General features: G+C 61.1%; 20 protein-coding genes. 3 read left to right on the top strand and 17 right to left on the bottom strand.

Translation table 11 applies throughout. The features are described 5' to 3' along the window. Positions 1–2: 2 nt before the first annotated feature. A complete protein-coding gene (locus AO065_RS19335) occupies positions 3–1,118 on the bottom strand; it encodes a hypothetical protein (RefSeq protein ID WP_004885496.1) in 1,116 nt (371 codons plus the stop codon). Continuing rightward, positions 1,112–1,777, bottom strand: a complete 666-nt coding sequence (locus AO065_RS19330) for a hypothetical protein (protein WP_032651903.1) — start codon at positions 1,775–1,777, stop codon at positions 1,112–1,114. Before AO065_RS19330 ends, AO065_RS19335 begins: the two co-directional genes overlap by 7 nt. Positions 1,778–1,995: 218 nt before the next feature. On the opposite strand from AO065_RS19330, the gene AO065_RS19325 reads away from it, so the two are divergent. Next, positions 1,996–3,435 carry a fatty acid desaturase gene (locus tag AO065_RS19325; protein ID WP_004885499.1) on the top strand — a complete coding sequence of 480 codons (1,440 nt, stop codon included), beginning with the start codon at positions 1,996–1,998 and terminating at the stop codon, positions 3,433–3,435. Between the two features lie 76 nt (positions 3,436–3,511). Here the strand turns inward: AO065_RS19325 and AO065_RS19320 are convergent, their stop codons facing one another. From AO065_RS19320 to AO065_RS19280, 9 genes are all read right to left on the bottom strand, one after another. After that, positions 3,512–4,111 carry a peroxidase-related enzyme gene (locus AO065_RS19320; protein WP_004885502.1) on the bottom strand — a complete coding sequence of 200 codons (600 nt, stop codon included), beginning with the start codon at positions 4,109–4,111 and terminating at the stop codon, positions 3,512–3,514. Beyond that, on the bottom strand, positions 4,108–4,632 hold the full coding sequence (locus AO065_RS19315; RefSeq protein WP_032651905.1) for a CMD domain-containing protein: 525 nt from the start codon (positions 4,630–4,632) through the stop codon (positions 4,108–4,110). Before AO065_RS19315 ends, AO065_RS19320 begins: the two co-directional genes overlap by 4 nt. Positions 4,633–4,703: 71 nt before the next feature. Next, positions 4,704–6,269, bottom strand: a complete 1,566-nt coding sequence (locus AO065_RS19310; protein WP_004885505.1) for an ABC transporter substrate-binding protein — start codon at positions 6,267–6,269, stop codon at positions 4,704–4,706. Between the two features lie 57 nt (positions 6,270–6,326). Continuing rightward, positions 6,327–7,340 (bottom strand): ABC transporter ATP-binding protein, encoded by a 1,014-nt coding sequence (locus AO065_RS19305; protein WP_004885508.1) that lies wholly within the window; start codon positions 7,338–7,340, stop codon positions 6,327–6,329. Further along, positions 7,330–8,334 (bottom strand): ABC transporter ATP-binding protein, encoded by a 1,005-nt coding sequence (locus AO065_RS19300; RefSeq protein WP_004885509.1) that lies wholly within the window; start codon positions 8,332–8,334, stop codon positions 7,330–7,332. The genes AO065_RS19305 and AO065_RS19300 overlap by 11 nt, the downstream gene beginning before the upstream one ends. Continuing rightward, positions 8,331–9,251, bottom strand: coding sequence for an ABC transporter permease (locus tag AO065_RS19295; RefSeq protein ID WP_004885511.1), 921 nt, complete (start codon positions 9,249–9,251; stop codon positions 8,331–8,333). Before AO065_RS19295 ends, AO065_RS19300 begins: the two co-directional genes overlap by 4 nt. Then, entirely contained in the window at positions 9,248–10,222 is a 975-nt protein-coding gene (locus tag AO065_RS19290) for an ABC transporter permease (RefSeq protein ID WP_004885513.1), read from the bottom strand. The genes AO065_RS19295 and AO065_RS19290 overlap by 4 nt, the downstream gene beginning before the upstream one ends. Then, entirely contained in the window at positions 10,219–11,679 is a 1,461-nt protein-coding gene (locus AO065_RS19285; RefSeq protein ID WP_004885514.1) for an NAD(P)-binding domain-containing protein, read from the bottom strand. Before AO065_RS19285 ends, AO065_RS19290 begins: the two co-directional genes overlap by 4 nt. 213 nt (positions 11,680–11,892) lie before the next feature. Further along, positions 11,893–12,843, bottom strand: coding sequence for a LysR family transcriptional regulator (locus AO065_RS19280; protein ID WP_004885517.1), 951 nt, complete (start codon positions 12,841–12,843; stop codon positions 11,893–11,895). A gap of 204 nt (positions 12,844–13,047) precedes the next feature. Here AO065_RS19280 and AO065_RS19275 point away from each other — a divergent pair, with 204 nt between their 5' ends. Continuing rightward, positions 13,048–13,584: a sterol desaturase family protein gene (locus tag AO065_RS19275; protein WP_004885519.1), complete on the top strand. Its 537-nt coding sequence runs from the start codon at positions 13,048–13,050 to the stop codon at positions 13,582–13,584. Here AO065_RS19275 and AO065_RS19270 read toward each other — a convergent pair. The 5 genes from AO065_RS19270 to fni are packed head-to-tail and all read right to left on the bottom strand — an operon-like array spanning position 13,514 to position 19,433. Further along, entirely contained in the window at positions 13,514–14,467 is a 954-nt protein-coding gene (locus AO065_RS19270) for a phytoene/squalene synthase family protein (protein WP_004885521.1), read from the bottom strand. The genes AO065_RS19275 and AO065_RS19270 overlap by 71 nt on opposite strands. Continuing rightward, a complete protein-coding gene (locus AO065_RS19265) occupies positions 14,464–15,954 on the bottom strand; it encodes a phytoene desaturase (RefSeq protein ID WP_004885522.1) in 1,491 nt (496 codons plus the stop codon). The genes AO065_RS19270 and AO065_RS19265 overlap by 4 nt, the downstream gene beginning before the upstream one ends. After that, positions 15,951–17,117, bottom strand: coding sequence for a lycopene beta-cyclase CrtY (crtY, locus tag AO065_RS19260; protein ID WP_004885523.1), 1,167 nt, complete (start codon positions 17,115–17,117; stop codon positions 15,951–15,953). The genes AO065_RS19265 and crtY overlap by 4 nt, the downstream gene beginning before the upstream one ends. After that, a complete protein-coding gene (locus tag AO065_RS19255; RefSeq protein WP_054540850.1) occupies positions 17,107–18,387 on the bottom strand; it encodes a glycosyltransferase in 1,281 nt (426 codons plus the stop codon). Before AO065_RS19255 ends, crtY begins: the two co-directional genes overlap by 11 nt. Beyond that, positions 18,384–19,433, bottom strand: a complete 1,050-nt coding sequence (fni, locus tag AO065_RS19250) for a type 2 isopentenyl-diphosphate Delta-isomerase (RefSeq protein ID WP_004885527.1) — start codon at positions 19,431–19,433, stop codon at positions 18,384–18,386. Before fni ends, AO065_RS19255 begins: the two co-directional genes overlap by 4 nt. 157 nt (positions 19,434–19,590) lie before the next feature. Between fni and AO065_RS19245 the strand changes: the two genes are divergently transcribed. Beyond that, positions 19,591–20,502, top strand: a complete 912-nt coding sequence (locus AO065_RS19245; RefSeq protein ID WP_100225938.1) for a polyprenyl synthetase family protein — start codon at positions 19,591–19,593, stop codon at positions 20,500–20,502. On the opposite strand, the gene AO065_RS19240 is transcribed toward AO065_RS19245, so the two are convergent. Next, the gene (locus AO065_RS19240; protein ID WP_004885529.1) at positions 20,474–21,565 is read right to left on the bottom strand and encodes a GGDEF domain-containing protein; all 1,092 of its coding nucleotides are present in this window, start codon (positions 21,563–21,565) and stop codon (positions 20,474–20,476) included. The two genes, AO065_RS19245 and AO065_RS19240, sit on opposite strands and share 29 nt — an antisense overlap. Positions 21,566–21,854: the final 289 nt, after the last annotated feature.

Below are 21,854 nucleotides of genomic sequence, written 5' to 3'. Positions count from 1 at the left end.
GGCTACACCAGATAGATTTCGAAACCTGGAATCCGATCCGCGTTTTCACTGAGAAACGGCCGCGCCTCGGGATTACAGGGTGCCGTGTACAAATCCATCGCGGTAGAGATTGAGCGGTAGCGATTCATCGCGGGCCAAAGCGGATCACCGTCGTACAGACAAAGTTGCATCAAGGCGTACTGCCCACGAACTTGTGCCCAGGCTACATCCAGCAGAGCGGCAAACACCGCCGGGTCACGTCGTTTTATCTGTAGGTGGGTCAGGTAGATATCCTGTAGCGCGTCACCCGGCGCGGCAATGCCCGGTCTGCCTGCGAGCGGTGCAAGTGCGTTGTATCCGCGCCGCAACAGTTGGTGTCCTGCCGGTAGCTGCTCAACCACGATGCGCTTGATCTGTCCGGAATCCCACGGCGCGACACATCCCAGAATGTTGTCGCAGGGGTCTACCGCGATCAGGAATGAATCAAGGCTGAAACCAGGCCAGTCTCGCAACCTTCTGCTGAACTCTGTCTCGCTAAACACATTGCCAAACGGCTGCTGAGCCGACTCGTCGTCGATAAACGCTCTTAGCGCATCAAGATGGCTCGGCGTTGCCTGTATGACGCGCACATGGGCCGGGATGCGCGGCGCACTGCCCCAACCACGTTGGGCGTAAATCGAAACGTTGCTGTAGCCGCGCCAGTGCGCGAGCTTGAGGGGGTTGGCCTGGCGACGTCTGAGCAGCGACCGTGTCGCCAGCGTGTTGTCGCGGATGACGCAGCAATAGGCGTGTTGAACACCGGTTTCCAGTGAAAGCTCGCCGAGTCGCGACTGCACTTGCGCCATCCATGAGCGGGACAGTGCCCGGTCAGGCACCAGACGCAAATCACCCAGATAGGCCACCTGCTCGACACCGTGATGCATATAACCCTCACGAACAACCAGGCTGGCGGTGCCTTTCACAACCCCGTCCTCGCTTGAGGCCAGCCAGGTGCGGTGGTCGGGTGCGTGGCAGCGATGCAAGGCAAAATAATCCGGGCTGCGATCAAAGCGCAGAGGTACACGGCCAGGCATCGCGTGGCGCTTCTGAAAATCAAGCAGCTGCGGATTGTCCGAAGGGAGCGCCTGACGAATCAACACGCAGAAGGCTGCGCGGTGACAAACAGGCGTCGGGCGAAGGGGCGCAGGTTTTCAGGCGTAAGCTGGCACAGGCATACCAACTCGTCCCCGTTGGCATAGCCCGGGTTGCGCTCCAGAAAATAGGCGACCTCCTCAAGCCTTGAGTGGCTCTCCGGCACCTCTGCCAGCATTGGAACGAGGCGACCTTGAGGCGTCTGGAAGCGCAGCAAGCCTGTCGTCGAGTCGTACGCATCACCGAAGTGGGTGGTGGCCAGATGATCCATTAACGCCTGCACGTCCGGAGCTGTCACCTGGCCTGCACGCGGCGCATAATTCAGTATCATGGCGCGCAGATAGCGATACGTGCGATGCCCCTTGCAGATCAGAAACCAGTAAAAAGGCACCTGCGGACGCTGTCGCCACAGATCGCCCACGAGCCGCGACCAGGCAAACGTCAGTTGCTGACTGCCCCAGTGCTCGGGATCGATGATTGTATCGCCGGAGAACACAAATCTTTTCAGTTGGTTCTGCCAGAGCATCTCGAACAGCTTCAACGTCGTAAAACCGACGATTCGATCACCCGCGTCACGCAGAATGACGCAATGCGTCTTGTCATCAAGATCGTGTCCAAACCGAATCCGGCAGGTATCCTGATAGCAAGCCGAGTAAAGTTCGAACATCTGCTCGATTTCATTCAGTGACAGATCAGCACATTCAACGGTGGTAGCGCGCAAACTCATGGAAGACTTCGATAGTTGGAAACACACTGGCCGGATTCTGACGGGGTGGACCGTTCAGGGCAATCAAACTGTCTGCCGTTTTGACGTTGCAGCCCCGACTGCGAGCGGATCCCCTCGGTTACCCGCACTTGCCAACCTTTGATCCAGGCCGTCCGTACATGTCCCCTTCTCGACTCGACCCGAACCCAGTCACCCGCCCTTTTGCCTGGCTGATCGCCTACCTGTTGGTCACCGGCGTGCTGTATTTCCTGGTGACGCATTTTCCAATGGGCGTGGTTAACGTCATCGAGCCGGGGGCCGTCGACCGCTATATCCCTATGCTGCCTTTGTCCCTGCCGCTCTACTTGAGTTACATGCTGGTGATGCCCGTGCTTGTCTTTCTGGGGCGCACGTCAGACTGGCTGCTGCCAGTATTTTTTGCTGGCGCACTGGCCGCCGGGCTGTGTCTGGTCTGCCACTTGTTTTTGCCGACCATGATCGTACGCCCGGACAGCCTTCATGCGGCGCTCGACTGGCTGTATCACTTGGACAAACCATTGGCAGCGTCGCCCAGCGGGCACGTGGCGTTGCCCGTCGCAATCGCCCTTACCCTGTTCGGCCTAAGGGTGCGCCATGCCTTGGCATTTGCCGTGTGGAGTCTGGTGCTGATGATGAGCGTCATGACGACCGGGCAACATCTGTTCGCCGACATGGCCTTTGGCGTTGCCATTGGGGTGGGCTGCGCAGCGCTGACGCTGTTGTTCAGACGCTTTGCCATAGACCTGCGCACGATGGGAGCACTGTTGCTGGAGTGGCTGTGCATCATCGTTACACTGCGCATTGCGCTGTATATGGCCGACTGGAGAATCTGCGTCGCGGCCATGATCATCATCGCCGCCCGACAGCATGCCCTGTTTGTTTTGTATCACGATGCCACGCACTACCACCTGACGCGTCGGCGCAGCGTCAACGACTTTCTGATCAATGCCGCCATCGGCGTTCCGGGGCTTGTTCCAATCGAGTTCTACCGGCCTCTGCACCTTGAGCATCATCAACATCTTGGCACCGAGCAGGATCCAGAACGGCGTTTTCTATACCACCGTCAACCCTGGCGCTTCACACCGTTGGGTGCCGGGCCGTTGCTCAGGCAATTGGCGGGCGACCTCCTGCTGGTCAACACCGTGCGCAACCTGATCGCTTACCGGACCAGCGGGGGTGCGCCGTTGCCGGTCACGCGTCCTTTGATTGCGGGCGTACTGGTGTGGGTTTCCATTCTGGCGCTTCTTGTCTGGCAGTGTTCGGCGCACCAGCTGGCGCTATTGGCCATGCTGTGGTTCGTCCCGCTCGCCACGCTCGGCGCCCTGCTTCAGAAAATCCGCAGCATGGCCGAACACAGCGGCGGTCCCGGCTCCACACCCGGCTGGCAGGCATGGACCTACTCATGGCGCGTGGGCTGGCTGGGACGGTTCTTCATCTGGCCCTATCACATCAACCTGCACCTGCAGCATCACCGCGCCGCAGGTGTTCCGTGGCATTCACTGCCCACGACAGTCAGCGCCGACGAGGCACTGATAGCGTCCCGCAAGCTGACCGACTTGATGTGGTCCAGGCGCCGTTAGCCTGGTTTGCGGCACACCTGCCTGGGTCAGGCAAATACCCAGGCACGTCGAATACGCCGGTCTGATTGCCGAAGGCTCAGCTTTCTGAGCACACCTCGGGAAACACCGGCTCCCCCAGATTCAGCATCAACCGATTGGCCCAGGCGAAAATCGAGATCGCGTGGATCAGGTCCAGTATCTGTGCGTCGTCCAGCCCCTGCTCGCGTAGCGCGCTGATACTTCCGGCATTGAGCGAAGCGGGTTCAAGCGTCAGGTCGATGGCGAACCGGACGATAGCGCGCTCCCGATCATTGGTCCCTGCGGTCGCCGGGTCGGCGAACACCTGAGCGATGACGTCGTTGCGCTTGGCCAGTTGCTCGAAGCGCTGCGCATGCACCGAGGCACAGTACACACAGCGGTTGATGCGAGAGACCACGGTGCTGGCCAGTTCCCGCTCGGCGCGGGACAGACCACCCGGCGCGTACATGATGGCGTTGAATGCCTGAGAACGCTGACGAAGAATCGCCGGGTGATGCGCCAGGGTCAGGTAGTAATCCGAGGTTTTGGCCTGCGGATGGCTTTCTTCAAGCACGGCGAGCTGTTCAGGCGTAGCGCTGTTCAGATCGACAGTGGGCAGCCAGGCTTTCCAGCCAAGCACCTGATTGGTGAAGCCATTGCTTTCGATAAGCTCGCTCATTGAGCTGCTCCGGCAGAGTGCAGTGCAGCCAGCCCGGCGGCCAGACGCACTTGATAGGACATGAACGCAATCAGCTGTGCGAGCACCACGATTTCGGCGGTGCTCAACCCTTCGTGCTGCAATGTCAGCAGCGCGGCCTGATCACCATGCACCGGCGACTCGATCAACGTGCGGGTGAAACGCAGAATCGCCGCCAGCCGTGCATCGTCCAGTACATCAATGGCGCCCGCATCGACGTCGGCCAGTACCGATGCTTTTGTTCCCAGAGCCTGCAATTGCTTCAGATAATGCGCGGTCAGCGTGGCCTGCTCGCCGAGCCTTGCGGCGTAATAGGCCACCCACAGGCGCTCGCTCAGCGACAGGTCGTTATCCAGCGCCGGATCGAAAAACAGGTTCTGACTGCCTTGGGTTGCCGAAGCCACTTTTTCACGCGCGTGGCGGATCTGGTGCACAGGGCTGCCTGGCGCAATATTCAGCAGACTGTCGAGCAGATCCGGCTGTGGGTGAATTTCAGTCGTCAACGTCATGGGCATTCTCACTGTGAGTGTGGCCTTCGCACCGCGCGTCAAATGCTGATGCGAAGGCAGAGAGATCAGGGTTGTTCGGTGACCATGGTCGCAGCTGTGCGGTCGCTGACCAGTGGCTCGACTTTCAGGCCTTTGCGCGCTGCCCAAATGTTCTGATAGTGGAACAATGGAATGATGCCCACGTCATCGCTGACGACCTTGACCGAGTCCTGAAGAATCTGGCGGCGTTTGGCTTCATCGAATTCGGCGGTCGAATCGGCGAGCGCCTTGTCCACCAGCGGGTTGCTGTAATGACCCCAGTTGGATGCGCCCTGCCCTTTGGCGCTGTCGACGGTGGTCAGGATATTGGTCAGCGCGTACGCCGCCTCGCCCGTTCCGTTACCCCAGGTGATGACGCTGATCGCCAGTTCGTTCTTGTTGGCCTTGCCGGCATAAACCGCCCATGGCAGCACTTCAAGCTGGACCTTGACGCCAATGCGCGACCAGAACTGCGCGACGGCCTGCATCACTTCCGGTGCCTGCGGGTAGCGATCGCCAGGCACATGCACGGTCAACTGAAAGCCTTCGGGAAAACCGGCCTGTGCCAGCAGGTCCTTGGCCTGCTTCGCGTCATACGGGATGTTCTTCACGTCCGGGTTGTAACCGAAGGTATTGGCTGGCATCCACTGATTGGCCTCGGTCACGGTGCCTTGCATGATGCGTTCATTGATGGCCTGACGGTTAATGGCCAGCGACAGTGCCTTGCGCACCCTGACGTCGAGCAGCGGGTTTTCGGGCAGCGGCTTGCCCGCATTGTCGCGAATGAACTCGTTGGGGCCAGCGCGGAAACTCGGCTGAATCAGCAACGCCCGCAGGCCCTGATAGGCATAGACCTTGACCGTCGGTGTCTGGCGCAAGCGTGCCACATCGGTCGGAGAAACCTTGTCGATCACGTCAACGTCACCTGCCAGCAATGCAGCGGTCCGGTTGGCCGCGTTGGCGATGAAGCGGTAATCGACCTTGTCCCAGGTCGGCTTCGCGCCCCAGTACGCGTCGTTACGCTCGAAAACCGTCCGGTCGCCCGGCACGAAGGACACGAAGCGATAAGGTCCGGTGCCGACCATGGCCTTGCCGGAGTTGTAGTCGGCACTGCTGGCGTTGGCGCCTGCGTGACGGCTGACGATGTAGATCGAATCAACATCCGGCAGCAGGTTGGCGTTGGGCAGGCGGGTCTTGATGATCAGCGTGTGGTCGTCCCTGGCGGTCACGGATGCAACCGTGCGCGTGGCCCCGGCGTAGGACGCCACGCTGCCCGGCACGTTGCGGGCGCGCTCGAAGGAGAACATCAGATCATCCGCAGTCAGTGGCTGGCCGTCCTGCCATTTGACGTCATCACGCAGGTCGAACTCCCACGTGGTGTCATCGACCACTTTCCAGCTTTTCGCCAGGCCAGGCAGCGTCTTGTCGTCGCGGCGGCTGACCAGCGACTCGAACGCATGCAAGGCGACGGAACGGTCTCCTGCGTAGTTGTTCAGTTGCGGATCAAGGGATGAAATCGGGTCGGCATAGCCGATGCGCAGGCTCTGTGCGGCCGCACTGCCTGCGGCCAGAACAAGCGCTGAAGCTAACAGGGAACGAACAAGTGGTTTCATGAGAATTCCTGGTACGCAATCAATGGCAAGAGGGAGCACGAGCATCTGCGCGCTCGTTCAGAGGTTGTCGTTGAGGTGACACGCGCTCCGGTGGTTCGGCGAAACCTCCCTCAGCGCTGGAACTTCTTCGCGGCAGCGCGCCATGGCGTGCGGGCAGCGAGGATGGAAATGACACCCGGCAGGCGGGTTCAGCGGGCTGGGGATTTCCCCTTTGATCGCGTCATAACGGGTACTGCGGATATCGAAACGCGGGATCTGCGCCAATAACGCCTGGGTATAAGGATGATTGGCACGGGCGAACAGATCGTCGACCGATGCCGTTTCGACTACCCGGCCCAGGTACATCACGACGACCCGGTCACACAGGTGCTCGACCACCCCAAGGTCATGGCTGATGAACAGATACGTCAGGCCCAGCTCATCGCGCAGGTCCATGAACAGGTTGAGAATCTGCGCCTGGATCGACACGTCCAGCGCGGCGACCGACTCATCGCACACCAACAGCTCGGGCTGCACGGCCAGCGCTCTGGCAATACCGATGCGCTGGCGCTGACCACCGCTGAACTGGTGCGGGTAACGCTGGCGCAACTGCGGACTGAGCCCGGCGCGCTGCAGTTGCGCACTGACGTAGTCGTCCATGCCTTTGCTGTCGGTCAGGCCATGCAGCAGCGCACCTTCGCCGACAATACGGTCGACCCGCAGACGCGGATTGAGGCTCGACGACGGGTCCTGAAAGATCATCTGTACCTTGAGGCGCAACGCCTTGCGCTCGCTGGCCGTCAGGTTGTCGACGGGCTTGCCGTCCACCGACACCGAGCCCGAAGACACCGGCAGCAGTCCGGCGACCATGCGCCCGAGTGTCGACTTGCCGCAGCCGGACTCCCCGACCAGTCCCACCACCTCGCCCCGTGCGATGCACAGGTCCACGCCATCTACCGCATGGGTGACAGGTCTGGGTCGCGTCAGGTGCAGGCGCTGCAGAACGCCTTGAACGGAGCGTTCAGCCACCGGCTTGCCGAATGTCTTGCTGACCTGATGCAGTTCGATCAGGGGAATCTGTTCACTGGACATCGGCGGCTCCCGGATGAAAACAACGCACCGTCTGGCCGGGCGCGATTTCGCGTGGCGCAGGTTCCTGCGCACAGACCGACGAGGCTCTTGGACAACGGGCGGCAAACGCGCAGCCTTCCGGCATCGACAGCAGATCCGGCGCCATGCCGGGAATCTGCCGCAGGCGCTGACCTCGCCGGTTACGACTGGGCAGGCTGTCGATCAGCCCTTGGGTATAAGGATGTTGCGGGCGGTCCAGCACATCGGCGACCGAGCCCTGTTCGACGATGCGCCCGGCATACATGACCGCCACGTCGTCGGCCAGCCCGGCCACCACGGACAGGTCGTGGGTGATCCAGATCAGCGACGTACCCTGCTCCCGGACCAGCTTCTGCACTTCGCTGAGAATCTGCGCCTGAATGGTCACGTCCAGCGCGGTGGTCGGTTCATCGGCAATGATCAGGTCCGGGGCGTGCAACAGCGCGATGGCAATCGCCACACGCTGACGCATGCCGCCGGACAGTTGATGCGGGTAGGCGCGCAGGCGCTCTTCAGGGCTGGCAATGCCCATCAGCGCCAACGTGCGGCTGGCGTGCTCACGTGCTTCGCGTTTGCTGAACGGACGATGCGCGCGGACGGCCTCGACCATCTGCGTGTCGATCCGCAGGACAGGATTGAGGGTCATCATCGGGTCCTGAAAGATCATCGCGACCCGATTGCCCTGCACGTCGCGCAGTTGCGAGGCCGTGAGTTTCGTCAGGTCACGCCCCTTGAACAGCACCTGACCTGCGCTGATACGGCCCGGCTCGTCGACCAGCCCCAGAATGGAAAACCCCGTCACCGATTTGCCCGATCCCGATTCACCGACCAGCCCGAGAATCCGGCCCGGTTGCACGCTCAACGACACATCACGCACGGCCGGTAGCACGCCTGCACGGGTGTAGAACGAGGTGCACAGCCCGCGCACATCAAGGGTCGGCTGTTCAGCCATCGGTGTTGTTTCAAGCGGGTTCATCGCTGCAACCTCGGGTTCAGCACATCACGCAGACGGTCGCCCACCAGATTGATCGCGACGATGGTGATCAACAGCGCCAGCCCCGGAAACAGACTGATCCAGTATTCATTGCTGAGCATGTACTGGAAGCCATTGGCGATCAGCAGCCCCAGCGAAGGTTCGGTGACCGGCACACCCAGGCCGAGAAACGACAGGGTCGCTTCCAGCGTGATGGCGCGGGCAATCTGCAGTGCGCCAATCACGATCAGTGGCGGCAAACAGTTGGGCAGGATGTGGCCAATGACAATGCGCCATGGACCAATGCCCTGCCCGCGCGCCGCGTCGACGTATTCACGACGGCTTTCAGTAAGGGCCTGGCCCCTTGCAGTGCGGGCGTAATACGCCCATTCCAGCAATACCAGGGTAAGCATCACGTTACCGACGCCTTTGCCCAGCCAGGCGAGGATCATCAACGCCATGAGAATCACCGGAAACGACAGCAGCAAGTCCACCAGACGCATCAACAGCGCATCGACCCAGCCGCCGGCATACGCAGAGACCAGCCCCAGCAACGTGCCGATCACAGCGGCGATCAGTGCCGAACCGATCCCGACCCACAGACTGATGCGCAGGCCGTAAATGATCGCTGAAACCAGATCCCGCCCTTGCCCGTCAGTGCCCAGCCAATAGGTGTAACCGGTGTCCATGTTCGGACTGCCGGGCGCCATGCGGGCATCCATGACGTTCAACTGCATCAGGTCGTAAGGGTTCTGCACCAAGATCCAGGGCGCCAGCGCGGCGACCAGAATGATGATCATCAGAACCACCAGACCCAACATGGCAGACGGCGAGCGGGTGAACTCGACCGCCACGCGCCGCCACGGCGACTGCACTTGCAGACCGACGCTGGCGGTGGCTGTTTTGGAGATGGCATTCATCGGGAAGCCTCGACGCGTACGCGGGGATCGAGCAGGTAATACAAGCCGTCGACGATCAGGTTGAGCACCACGAAAATCACCACGACGACCATCAGGTAAGCGACCACCACCGGGCGATCCAGCATGTTGATGCTGTCCAGAATCAGCTTGCCGGCGCCGGGCCAGGCAAAGATGCTTTCAGTGACCACCGCGTAGGCAATGGTCGAACCCAGCTCCATGGCCAGTACCGTCACCACAGGGATCATGGTGTTGCGCATGACGTGCATGCACATCACCCGCAACGGCGACAGGCCCTTGGCCCGGGCAAATTTGACGAATTCCTGGGGCAGCACCTCACGCACACCGGCGCGGGTCAGGCGCAACACCAGCGAAATCTTGAACAGCGCCAGATTCAGCGCAGGCAGCAGCAGGTGCTGCAAGCCGTCCAGCGTCAGCCATGACCACTGCACGCCCAGCCATTCGCGAGTCTCGCCGCGCCCACTGGCGGGCAGCCAGCCCAGCGTGATCGAGAACAACATGATCATCATCAATGCCACCCAGAACGCTGGCAGCGAGAAGCCGACAATGCTGCCCGCCATCAGCAGCTTCGAAACCGGATGATCCGGCCAGGTCCCGGCAAACATGCCCAGCGGCACGCCGATCACCACGGCCAGAAACAGCGCGCTGAAAGCCAGCTCAAAGGTTGCTGGCAGGCGTTGCAGAATCAGGCGCATCGCGTCTTCGTGATAGACGAAGCTCTGGCCGAGATTGCCGTGCACTGCGCCCTTGAGAAAGATCAGGTATTGCTGCCACAGCGGCTTGTCCAGCCCCAGATGCGCAATCGCCTGCAGGCGCTCGGCCTGATTGAGGTCTTCGCCCACCAGAATGTCCATCGGATTGCCAATGGCGTTCAGGCCGATGAACACCACCAGGGTCATCAGCAGAATCACCAGCAGCGACTGTGTCAGCCGACGCAATGCCCAGCCGATCATGAGCGTAACTCGTCGGCATTCGGCTGGCTGGCGACCCACTCGTCACCCAGCAATTCCGGATCGGCGTAGTCGCGCATGGCCTGAAAGTGCAACGTCACGTCTTCATTGAACAATTGCCCGACCAATGCGTGCGCCAGTCGCTTGGAGCCTTCGCTGATCGCCGGGATGTCACCGGACACCGCGCCGTAGCTCAACGCTGCCGGGTAGCTGAAACAGTGAATGTGCTCGATTCCGGGGCAGGCACCTGGCGTTTTCTCCTGAAATTCGAAACAGTTGCCCAGATCCGGCAACTGAGCCAGTTCCGCATCCTGTTCATCGGCAGCCGCCTTGAAGCGGTCCTGCCAGACGCGAATGTGCGCCGAGAACGGTGCGAACTCAGGCCGCTGCGCAAAGTCGGTCCGAAAACCTGTCGCAAACACCACAAAGTCCGCCTCGATCCGTGCCGACGGCGTGTCCAGCCATACGCCACCCGCAGGATGCTGTTCGACACCCACCAGCGGACACCCAAGTAGAAACCGTGCCTTGCCCGAGCCGGAGACCCGCAGCGTACTGCCGCGTGGCGGCGGAACCTGTTGAGTGTTGAGGTAATGACGCAGGCGCCACTTCCACTCATCCGGCAGGCGCCAGTAACCGTGGACCATTCCCGGATTACCTGCGCCCTTGCCCTTGTTGACGCGCGGCAGCACTGCACGGCGAATCAGCAGATCGACGCCTGTCGCGCCCGCTTCCAGCGCAGTCGCGGCGCTGTCCATGGCCGAAGCGCCACCACCGATCACAGCGACACGCTTGCCCTCGAACCAGTCGTCCTGCAAGCCGTCAGCGGAGTGAGCCCAAAGATGACGAGGCAGCGATTTCGCGAACTCAGGCACCCAGGGACCGCCCAGTCCGTCACGGCCGGTCGCCAGCACCACATGGCGTGCCTCGAAGAAAAGAGTCTGCGACGGTGTTTCGATATCCAGCGCGACCAACCCGTCCGCCCTGGGTGCGACCCGGCTGACACGGTGTTCATTACGCACATCCAGACTCAACACCTTGCGGTACCAGCGCAGGTAGTCGGCCCATTGCAGGCGCGGAATCTTGTCCAGCGTCGCCCAGCCTTCGGTGCCGAACTGCGCTTCGTACCAGGCACGGAACGTGAGCGCAGGAAGCCCGAGCGCCGGACCCGTGAGCTGTTTGGGCGAGCGCAGGGTTTGCATGCGCGCCGTGGTCGCCCAAGGGCCTTCATAGCCTGCGGGCGACTGATCGAAGATCACGGCGGCCACCCCCAGATGGCGCAGCTCGGCAGCCAGCGCAAGCCCCGCCATGCCACCGCCGATGATCGCAACGTCCAGCACGGCCCTGCCCTCGCTCTGGCGTGGTTTGACCCACGGGTTGGCCGGCAGGTCCAGCCAGGCCAGGTCCTGACGCAAGCGTGCTTCCAGTGCTGCAAGACCTGCAGGGGCATCTACATGAGGCATTGATCGGTACTCGGTAAATGATCGGGCAGACAACCCGAGCTTTCATTCAACCTTTCAAAATCCATTCCAATAACGAAATAAATGAATTCAATAAGGCTTTGAATGCGAAAACCGAATACTAAAAAGCTTTTTTTATTCCAGCAACGCGCAAAATTGCATATTGATATTCCTGAATGTCAGGTCGTAACGATCTCTACCAACATCCGGACGGTCTTATTCGGCGTAAATGCTCTGCAACAGGGCGTCGTGAGCACTGGCTTCATGCATGACCATGTCCGGCAACAGCGTCTTCGCGGTGGTAGCAATTTCATCGATCAGCGCCAGGGCCACATCGGAGTGCGGGCTGGCGAACGCCGAAATCAGGCCGAAGAAAAACGGGATATTGCAGGCAATCGGCCGCACCACCACACCCTGAATTGGCACTCCCATGGCCGTGAACGGATCGACCAGTGCGACTCCGAGCCCGGCCCTGGCCATCTGCATGGCGATCAATGACGTGTTGGTGTCGAGCATGTGCGGCAACTCGCCGCCCGCTGCCTGAAACGCTTTGTCGATGCGCCGACGAAACCGATAGGGATTGGCCATGGTGATCAGCGTCTGACCCGCCAGCACGTCCAATGGCAGCACGTCATAAGCGGCCAGCTCTGAATCGGCCGGCAATACGGCGACGCAAGGTGCTTCGCCTATCCAGTGAATCTCCAGCCCGCGATGCTCCAGCGGCAGGCTCACCGCCCCCAGGTCCGTGGTCTTGGACAGCACCGCCTGCACCACATTTTCCGGCGACATGCTCTGCAGCTGGATCTGCCGTGGCTTCAAGTGCTCGGGCAGGCGTGCCAGCGCAGCGGGCAGCAGCCCGGCGGCCAGGGCCGAAATCGCCACCAGCTTGATCTGATGATTCTCTTCCTCGGCGATATGCTGTGCGCGCTGGCGAATGTTGCGAATGCCCAGCAGCGCACTTTCTACCTCGCCATACATCATGAAGGCCTTGTGCGTCGGCGTGACCTTCGGCCCGCTGCGCTCGAACAGCGCAAAACCCAGCTCCTGCTCAAGTTCCTGAATCACCCGGGTGACCGACGGCTGCGAGCGGCCGAGCATCTTGCCAGCGGCGGTGACACTGCCTGCTGACATCACTGCCGCAAAGGCTTCAAGTTGACGCAAATCCATAAGAACCCTTGATCGATACCGATGATGGCCGGAGCGCGCGTTGCGCGGCTTTGCCGTTCGAGTGGCGAAAGTCTACACGCAGTGTGGAGCGGACGCGCCTGTACGGAGTACGATTTGCAGAGCCAGCACTGCCGCCCGAGAGCCCGACCGAACGCCGCCACTCTGCCACAGTCTCAACCCGGGCAACCCTGGAGGACAAAACGGATGATTTTCAACTCGCTGGTGTTTCTGGCCACGCTGATCGGCATGGAAGGCTTTGCGTTCCTGGCGCACAAGTACGTCATGCATGGCTGGGGATGGGGCTGGCATCGCTCGCACCATGAGCCGCGGACCGGCTGGTTCGAAAAGAATGATCTGTATGCAGTGGTGTTTTCCGGCGTCGCCATCGTGCTGATTGCGCTGGGCACCGGGGGTTATCATCCGCTGGAGTGGATCGGTGCAGGAATGACGGCCTATGGCCTGTTGTATTTCGTAGCGCATGACGGACTGGTTCACCGGCGCTGGCCGTTCAGCCTTGTGCCACGCGCAGGCTATGCCAAACGGCTTTATCAGGCGCACCTGATGCATCATGCGGTGTCCGGCAAGGAACGCTGCGTGTCATTCGGCTTTCTTTACGCGCCTTCTGTGGCGAAGCTGAAGGCGCAACTGCGTGAACTGCATGGCGGGCCGCTCAATAGGCACGACGAGGACGTTTCCACAGGTCGGTCGGACGTCGGGGATAGCGCTTCCCGCGCGAAATAGTGGCCTGCCATGCGCCGGCGGCGACCAGTCTGAGCTTGTCGAGTTTTGAGGTCGATTGGCGTGAGTCCCACGCCTGCGCTCCGGCCTCCCGCACCTTCACGCCTATCTCGCGGTAGACACCTCTGGCGGTGGCCACTGCCCAGGCCGAGCGCCACGGCAACGCGGCCAGTCCGGCATGCGCGCTGTCATAGAATGGCTCAGCCATGTCTAACAGCCGCCGGGCTAGCACGGCAATGCGCTGGCGATATTCCGGCTCGGCCAGCCGGTCACGCGGTATGTCCAGTTCGGTCAGCCAGTCGGCGGGCAGATAGCAGCGTCCGACGGCAGCATCTTCGACGATATCGCGGGCAATGTTGGTCAACTGGAACGCCATGCCCAGATCGCAGGCCCGATCCAGGGTCGCTTCGTCACTGACGTTCATGACCTGCGCCATCATCAACCCGACGACCCCGGCCACGTGGTAGCAGTATTCCAGCGTGTCTTCGATGCTGCGGTAGTCCCGTTGATTAACATCCATCGCAAACCCTGCGAGGTGATCCAGCGCGTAGTCCTGACGTATGCCGTGGCGGTAGACCACGTCCTTGAACGCGGCGAAGGCCGGGGTCTGCGGGGGGATGCCTGCGTAGACGTCATGCGTCCGGGCGATGAGCCCGGCCAGACGCTGGCGTACTTCAACGGGCGAGACGACCGTTGCGTCATGCCCCGCTTCCTGCCCATCGATGACATCGTCACAGTGACGGCACCAGGCGTACAGCATCACGGCGCTGCGGCGTGTCAGCGGATCGAACAGTTTCGAGGCGGCCGCGAAGCTCTTCGAACCGACGGCAATGCTCTGTAACGCATGGTCTACCAGTTGCTGATCCTGTGTATCCGGTGCAGTCATGCGTGGACGCCCTCCAGCATCAAGCCTGCGGTGGCCTTGGCCGAGCCGATCACACCGGGAACACCTGCGCCCGGATGCGTCCCGGCGCCGACCAGATACACATTGGCCAGATTCGCGTCGCGGTTGTGAGGCCGAAACCAGGCACTTTGCTGCAGGACCGGCTCCAGCGAAAAGGCCGAGCCCAGGTGCGCATTCAGCTCATCGCGGAAATCGTTGGGCGTGAAGATCCGGCAGGTCACCAGGTCTTCGCGCAGGCCGGGCATGTAGTACCTCTCAAGGTATTCAAAGATCCGGTCCCGGTAACGCGGCCCTTCGATTTCCCAATCAATCGGCGCATTGCCCAAGTGCGGAACCGGTGACAGCACATAATGGCTGGAACAACCCGGTGGTGCGAGGCTCGGGTCGGTGATGCAGGGTGCGTGCAGGTAGAGCGAGAAATCCTCGGCCAGTGCGTCGCCTTTGAAGATTTCCTGGATCAGTTCGCGGTAACGCGGCCCGAAGCATACGGTGTGGTGCTGCAATTGCGGCTGTGGTCGCCTGAGGCCGAAATGAATGACGAACAACGAGTTGCTGAACCGTTTTCGCTTGAGCCGCGCGCCCTCCTTCACGCCTCGCGGGTGCTGAGCAAGCAGATCGGCGTAGGTGTGCACCACGTCGGCATTCGAGGCCACGCAGTCGGCGTTCAACACCCGGCCGTCATGCAACCGCACACCCGTGGCGCGTGCGCCGCTGACTTCGATGCTGGCGACTTCGGCATTGAGTTCGATGCGTCCGCCGATGTCCTCGAACAGTTTGACCATTCCCTGCACCAGTGCGCCGGTCCCGCCCTTCGGAAACCAGACGCCCCATTGGCGCTCCAGCGCGTGAATCAGGGTGTAAATGGACGACGTTGCAAACGGATTACCGCCCACCAGCAACGAGTGGAACGAGAACGCCTGGCGCAGTTTCTCGTCTTCGATGAATTCGGACACTTTGGAGTAGACGCTGCGCCAGGCCTGAAGACGCGCCAGTTGCGGACCGGCCTGAATCATGTCGCGAAACGACAGAAACGGCACAGCGCCCAGCTTCAGATAACCCTCGTTGAACACCGCTTTCGAATACGCCAGAAACCGCTGATAGCCCGCGACGTCCCTGGGGTTGAGCGCGCCGATCTGGCGATCCAGAGAAGCCTGATCATTGGCGTAGTCGAACTGCGTGCCGTCTTCCCAGCACAGACGGTAGAACGGCGAGACCGGCAACAGGTCGACGTAATCCTTGATCGATTTACCGGCCGCCGTGAACAACTCTTCGATGGCCGAGGGGTCGGTGATCACCGTAGGCCCTGCATCGAAAGTGAAACCCTCATCTTTATAGACGTAGGCCCTTCCGCCCGGCTTGTCGCGCTTTTCGAGCAGGGTTGTCTGCAGGCCTGCGGCCTGAAGCCGGATCGCCAGTGCCAGGCCGCCAAAACCGGCGCCAATCACCACGGCGTTTTTTGCTGGGGTCATAGAGAATTCTCGTAATGTCTGGGCAGATAACGTACGGCGGCACGCATGGCTTCAGCGACCGGCACGGGAGGCTTGCCGACCAGCACCCGGACCTTGTCGCGGGCGAGCGTGTCACCGGCGTAAAAGCGGCGAATCAGGTTGTCGGGCAACCCGTAAAAGCGTTGCATCACTTGCCAGCGATCCTGAGGTCGGCCAGCCAGAAACAGCATCCGGTTGAGCAGCCGATAGAAGCGCTGACGCTGCCATTGGGCCTGCGCAAAGGCGCGAATGCCCTGCGCCAGCGACTCGGCTTCGAAGTTTTTCTGATGAGTGATCCAGTCGGCCAGCCTCACGGCCAGTGGCAGCGAGTAGCCGGTGGTGCAGTGGAACAGTCCTGCGCGCAGACCTGAACGCGGCTGGCCCGGATGTTCGTTCCAGAACGCATTGAAATCGCCGGCCAGCGTAATGGGCAGCACGCCCTGCTCCTCGCGAAGGCAGGTCTGAATCGTCCAGCCGTGCTGACGCGCATAGTCGGCAATGTGCCGACGCAACTCATCCGGTGACGACGATTGCCGATCCACGTAATGGGTGTCCTCGATCAGCAGCGTATCGCGGGTGAACGGCAGCACGTAAACGAAGCGATACCCGCTTTCCTGCGGCACGCGGGCATCCATGATGATCGGCATGTCCAGCCCGTGGGGATGCTTCAATTGCAGCAACTGACCCAGAAACGCCTGCTGTCCCAGCACCAGATGCGCACTGGGCTGCACGCCACGCCCATCGATCACGGCGCGGGCCTGCAAGCGCTCGCCATTGTCGAGCAGTACCGAGTTCGGGCTGACTTCAGTGATACGCGTTCCAGTCATCAGGCTATCGCCCAGCGCAGGGCCAATGACCTGAGCGAAGCGCTCGGAAGTGATACTCGCGTAGCCACTCTCCATTCGCCGCGCGCGCTGTGGAAAGTAGACGTCGTAAGCAGGCCAGGTCTTGACCACCAACGGGCGGATCCATTGATGCTGGTCCGGGCTCAGGTCGCCGTCATGAAAGGACCAGGTGTGGTTGCCGCCCAACTGCGGCTGCTCCTCGATACACAGGATATTCAGCTCGGGCCGACGCTGCTTGAGTCGCCAGGCGATCAGCCCGTTGGCCAGCCCGCCGCCCGCCAGGATCAGGTCATAACGCATGAACGCCTCCTGCGAACACCGGTTGGCGCGTGCGAAGCACATCCTCGACGATGTTGGCGGCCTTGAAGGTTCCGCCTGCCGAATCCAGTTCAGTTGCCAACTGACGCAGCGGTTTGTCGGCGTGCACAAGCAGGTTTTGCAACTGGGCCTGGATCTTCGCCGCTCGGGCGCGACGATGCAGCTGCTTGCCCAGCCTGTGATAACAGACCCTGGCCGCCACACCGGGCTGATCGAAGGCAATCGGCATGACCAGCATTGGCGTGCCGGCGGCGATCGCATCCATCACCGTGTTCAGGCCGCCATGGGTAATCACCACATCGGCCTGCTCCAGCACCCACTGCTGAGGCGCGAATGCCGTCACCCGAACATCGCCCATCTGTCTGAGCGTCTGTTCCTGAGCGGCATCAAGGCCGCCACAATGAGCGATCAGCAGTTGGGCGTTCAGACGCTGACAGGCAATCACCATCTGTTTGAACATACCCAGCCGACCACCCTGCAAGGTGCCCAGACTGACGAAAATGAACGGCCGGTTCGGATCGATGGACCACTCGCCCTGTACCTGATGGGGCGCGGATCGCAGCGGGCCGACTGTATGAAAATGCGCAGGCCGGTTCTCACGGGGGAAATCGAAACCGTCCAGCGTCTGGCTGATCTGCGCAAACGGCGACAGGTACTCGTGCATGCCATTGCGCGGGGTCACGCCCAATCGATGGGACGCGTCGTGCAAGACCTTGCGCAGCGGGCACATCATCCAGTCGTAAACCCGAGTGCTTGCCTCGTACAGGCGTCTGCTGCGCGCATCGGTGCCGTAGGCAAACGGCATCACCGGCAGCGGCAACTGGGGCTCGCGGTTGATCGGCAGTGCGCAGGCCACTGAAACGAATGGCAGACCCAGCGCCTCCGCCACCAGACCGCCGCCCGCCTCCATCTGGTCGCACAGCAGTGCGTCGATGGCTTCGTGCGCAAGTGCGGCAGGCAGTTCGGTACAGAACATGGCTGTCGTACTACTCAGGTCGCGAATCACGCGGCGCAAGCCCAGCGGGCCGTGCGGAGCCGCAGCCCGGCGCAACGACCCGGCCAGACTGCCAGGCGGGTGGCTGATGGCACCCAGGGTGTAAAAGCCAATGCGTGGATCCGTCAGCCAGCGATGGGCATCGGCCTGATGAAAGAACGTGACCCGGTGACCGCGCTCAATCAATTCCAGCGCCAGGGCCTGGAGCGCCTGAAAGTGGCTGTAGAACGCGGGTGCCACGACGCCGAAATGACTCATGAAGCACGCTCGCTCGACGGGAGTGGATCGAGCAGTCGCGCCTCACGCAGTGCAGCCAGATCTCTGGAGCCGGTACAGAAGCAGGCGATGCGCAACTGGCGAATTATTGTTTCAAAATGTTCAATCACGGCGGAATCCGATTCCAGCGCCTCGGTAAGCACACCGGCAGCCTGTCCGACCAGATCCGCTCCGAGACGGATTGCCCGGGCAGCATCTATGCCGTTACGAATGCCTCCGGAGGCAATCAGCGTCGTGTGCGGCAGTGCCTGCCGGAGATTGATCAGACTCGTGGCCGTCGGTATGCCCCAGTCTGCAAAGGCCATCGCTACCTCTCGATCCGCCGACCGGGTGGCGCGCTCGCCCTCGATCGCTGCCCAGCTCGTGCCGCCCCTGCCCGCCACATCCAGCACCTGTACGCCGTGGGCAACCAGCGCTCGGGCGACCGGGGCCGACAATCCGGCACCGACTTCCTTGACGATGACCGGCACGCCCACACTTTCGACCGTGCGCGCAATCGCCTCCAGTACGCCGCGCCAGTTCTTGTCGCCCTCCGCCTGAACGGCTTCCTGCAAGGGGTTGAGGTGGATGATCAACGCATCGGCCTGCAACGCATCCACTGCCCGGCGTGCCAGATCAAGGCCGTCCGCTTCCAGCAACTGCGCCGCGCCGATGTTGCTCAGTAACGGGATATCCGGGGCCAGACGTCTGAGTTCGCGGGTCAGGCCCTGATCGTTGGGGCTGCGCAATCCGACTCGCTGCGACCCGACGCCCATGGCAATCCCCAGCCGTTGCGCGGCCTGGGCCAGATGCCGGTTGATCGCTGTCGAGCGCTCGGCACCGCCGGTCATCGAGCTGATCAACAGCGGTGCGCGCAGGGGAATACCCAGCAGACTGCTGCTTAAATCAATGTCGCCAAGGTTCAGTTCCGGCAACGCGCAATGTTCGAAGCGAACCGCTTCAAGGCACGTGCCAGAGCCTGTGAAGCTTTGTTTGAGGACGATATCGAGGTGATCATCCTTGCGCCGACTGAGGTCGATGTTGTCCATGACAGCTCCGATTTAGCTGGATCATTTTTCCGAGCGTGTGGTCTCTAGATTCTTGAGGCACTCAGGAGCGGAGGTCGTTCCGTTTGATTGAAAGCCAGGAAATGAGCCTGAGACGAGACAGTTGGACTGTCGAGCCTATATAGCCAGAGTAGAAGCAATGACAAAAATGGAAATGGATGCCTCCCTCCATAGCGGACTGATCAAGCAGCTGGCAGACATGCGTGAGCGCATCGAGAAGCGTCTGGATGAATTGCTGCCGCAGGAAGGTAACGAGCGCGACCTGGTTGCGCTGGCCATGCGCGAAGGCACGCTGGCTCCCGGCAAACGCGTGCGCCCCATGCTGTTGATGCTGGCTGCCGAGGGGCTGGGTCATTCCGACCGCCAGTCTGAAGGCGCGTCGCTGGATCTGGGTTGTGCCGTGGAGATGATCCACGCAGCCTCTCTGGTGCTGGACGACATGCCGTGCATGGATAACGCGCAGCTAAGACGAGGACGTCCCACCGTGCACCTGAAATTCGGTCAGGATGTGGCGATTCTCGCGGCGATCGCTTTGCTGAGCCGGGCATTCGGCGTGGTCGCGGCGATCAATGACGTGCCGCCTGCGAACCGTACCCGGATTGTTGAAATCCTCGCCGACACAGTGGGCATGCAAGGGCTGGTCCGCGGACAGTATCAGGACTTGCGCGAAGGTCAGCACAGTCGCTGTGCCGAAGAGATCGCCCTGACCAATCGGCTCAAGACCGGCGTTCTTTTTGGCGCCATCATGGACATGGCCTGGCTGATCGGCAGTGACGACGAGCGCGTACGGCTCGAGCTGCAGGGATTTGCCACGGAGCTGGGGCAGGCTTTTCAGCTCTACGACGATCTGCAGGACGATGCGTTCGACAACGCCAAGGATCAAGGCAAGGACAAGGGCAAGTCCACGTTCGTTTCCCTTTATGGCCAGCAGAAAGTGGCTGAACAGCTTCATGCCCATCTGTCGATGGCGGAGAAACACCTCGACCGGGCCTACGGCGATGCGCAAGCCATCAGCGCCTACCTCAGGCTGGTTTTTCTGAAAGCGTTGTAACACAGGCTGCCTGTTCGGCCGTCATCACTCGATTTCGGCCTTGTTCCTTTCCCTGATACAGCAACGCATCCGCACGATTGAGCGCAACCTGAAAGGCCTCGCCCGGATGAATGACCGCCGTCGCCAGCGTCGCCGTCACGTCCAGCTTGCGGGTGTCGATGTGCCCTGCTTCCTCACGGATTCGCGCCCAGATACGTTCGGCCACCTTGCGCGTATCGGCCAGCGAAGTGTCCGGCATCAGCACCAGAAACTCTTCGCCACCCCAACGCGCGGCCATGTCGTTCTGACGCACGCAGGTGCTGATGATGCCTGCGACCCGCTGCAGAATGAGGTCGCCGGATTCGTGGCCGTGAAGGTCGTTGATCTGCTTGAAATGATCAATGTCGAGTAATATCAGTGATGCGGAAAGCCCCTGGCGCTGCGACTCCATCTGTCGCACGCGATGCAGGATTCGGCGCCGGGTGTAAAGGTTGGTGAGGCTGTCCCGATTGGCGATATGAAACAGGCTCAATTGCATCGAAGAGGTAAAGCGTACCGACAATGCCGTGGCGTAGATCGACAGCGATGTGGCGATCAGCACGTTGGCGATGCCAAACATATCCAGCACCTCCCTGCTCAGCCCGGACGAGAGCCCCATGTGACGGCGAAACGCGAAACAGCCGACGGCCGCCATCAGGATCGACAGGCTGTAGACCAACCGTCGGAACGTGGCCAGTTGAAAGGTGAAGGCGATGATCGGCACGACGCAGAACAGGTAGAAACTGAAATTGCTGTCCCAGCCTAGCACCCAGGTGGCCAGAATCGCGTGGCCGATGATTTCAAGGCTCATCAACTGACCCGCCTGCCGGTAGCGGCGACCGCGTATCAGGTACAGGCAATTGATGTAGATCAGCGTGCTCAGGAAGTTGGCGCCCCAGAGAACGGGCACGTCCAGTGCGATGAACAGCCCGAACAGAACAAAATGGATCAGGAGCGCGACGTACACGATGGGAATGATGTGTTTCCAGAACTGGACAGCAGTCTCCTTGAAGAGCTGGGAACGGTCATCGGGGGAGAGGATCATCACGTTATCTCGAAAGTACAGGTTGAATACGACCGTGGGGTATCAAGGCGTGATTCATGTCGTATTGTCGGCATGAACAGGCTGCGCTTGATGCGTCCCAGCAACAATAATTGTCGTTGCAACCGGGCTGTGAGGCTCTTGTTTGAAGGCATTGGCCCTTGAAAGTGCCCGTAGGGCCACAGAACAATTCGCTCGGGTGCTCTGGCATGCGGCTTGTGAAGGTGAAATGCCTCATGCAGGTCAAACACTGCTTTAATGGAACGCTGCTTCCCCAGCGCATGGCTGGCCT

It is taken from the genome of Pseudomonas viridiflava (assembly GCF_001642795.1).
Classification (GTDB): domain Bacteria; phylum Pseudomonadota; class Gammaproteobacteria; order Pseudomonadales; family Pseudomonadaceae; genus Aquipseudomonas; species Aquipseudomonas viridiflava.
Note: the sequence above shows the minus strand (reverse complement) of the source record. Positions and strands in the feature narration are given on the sequence as shown.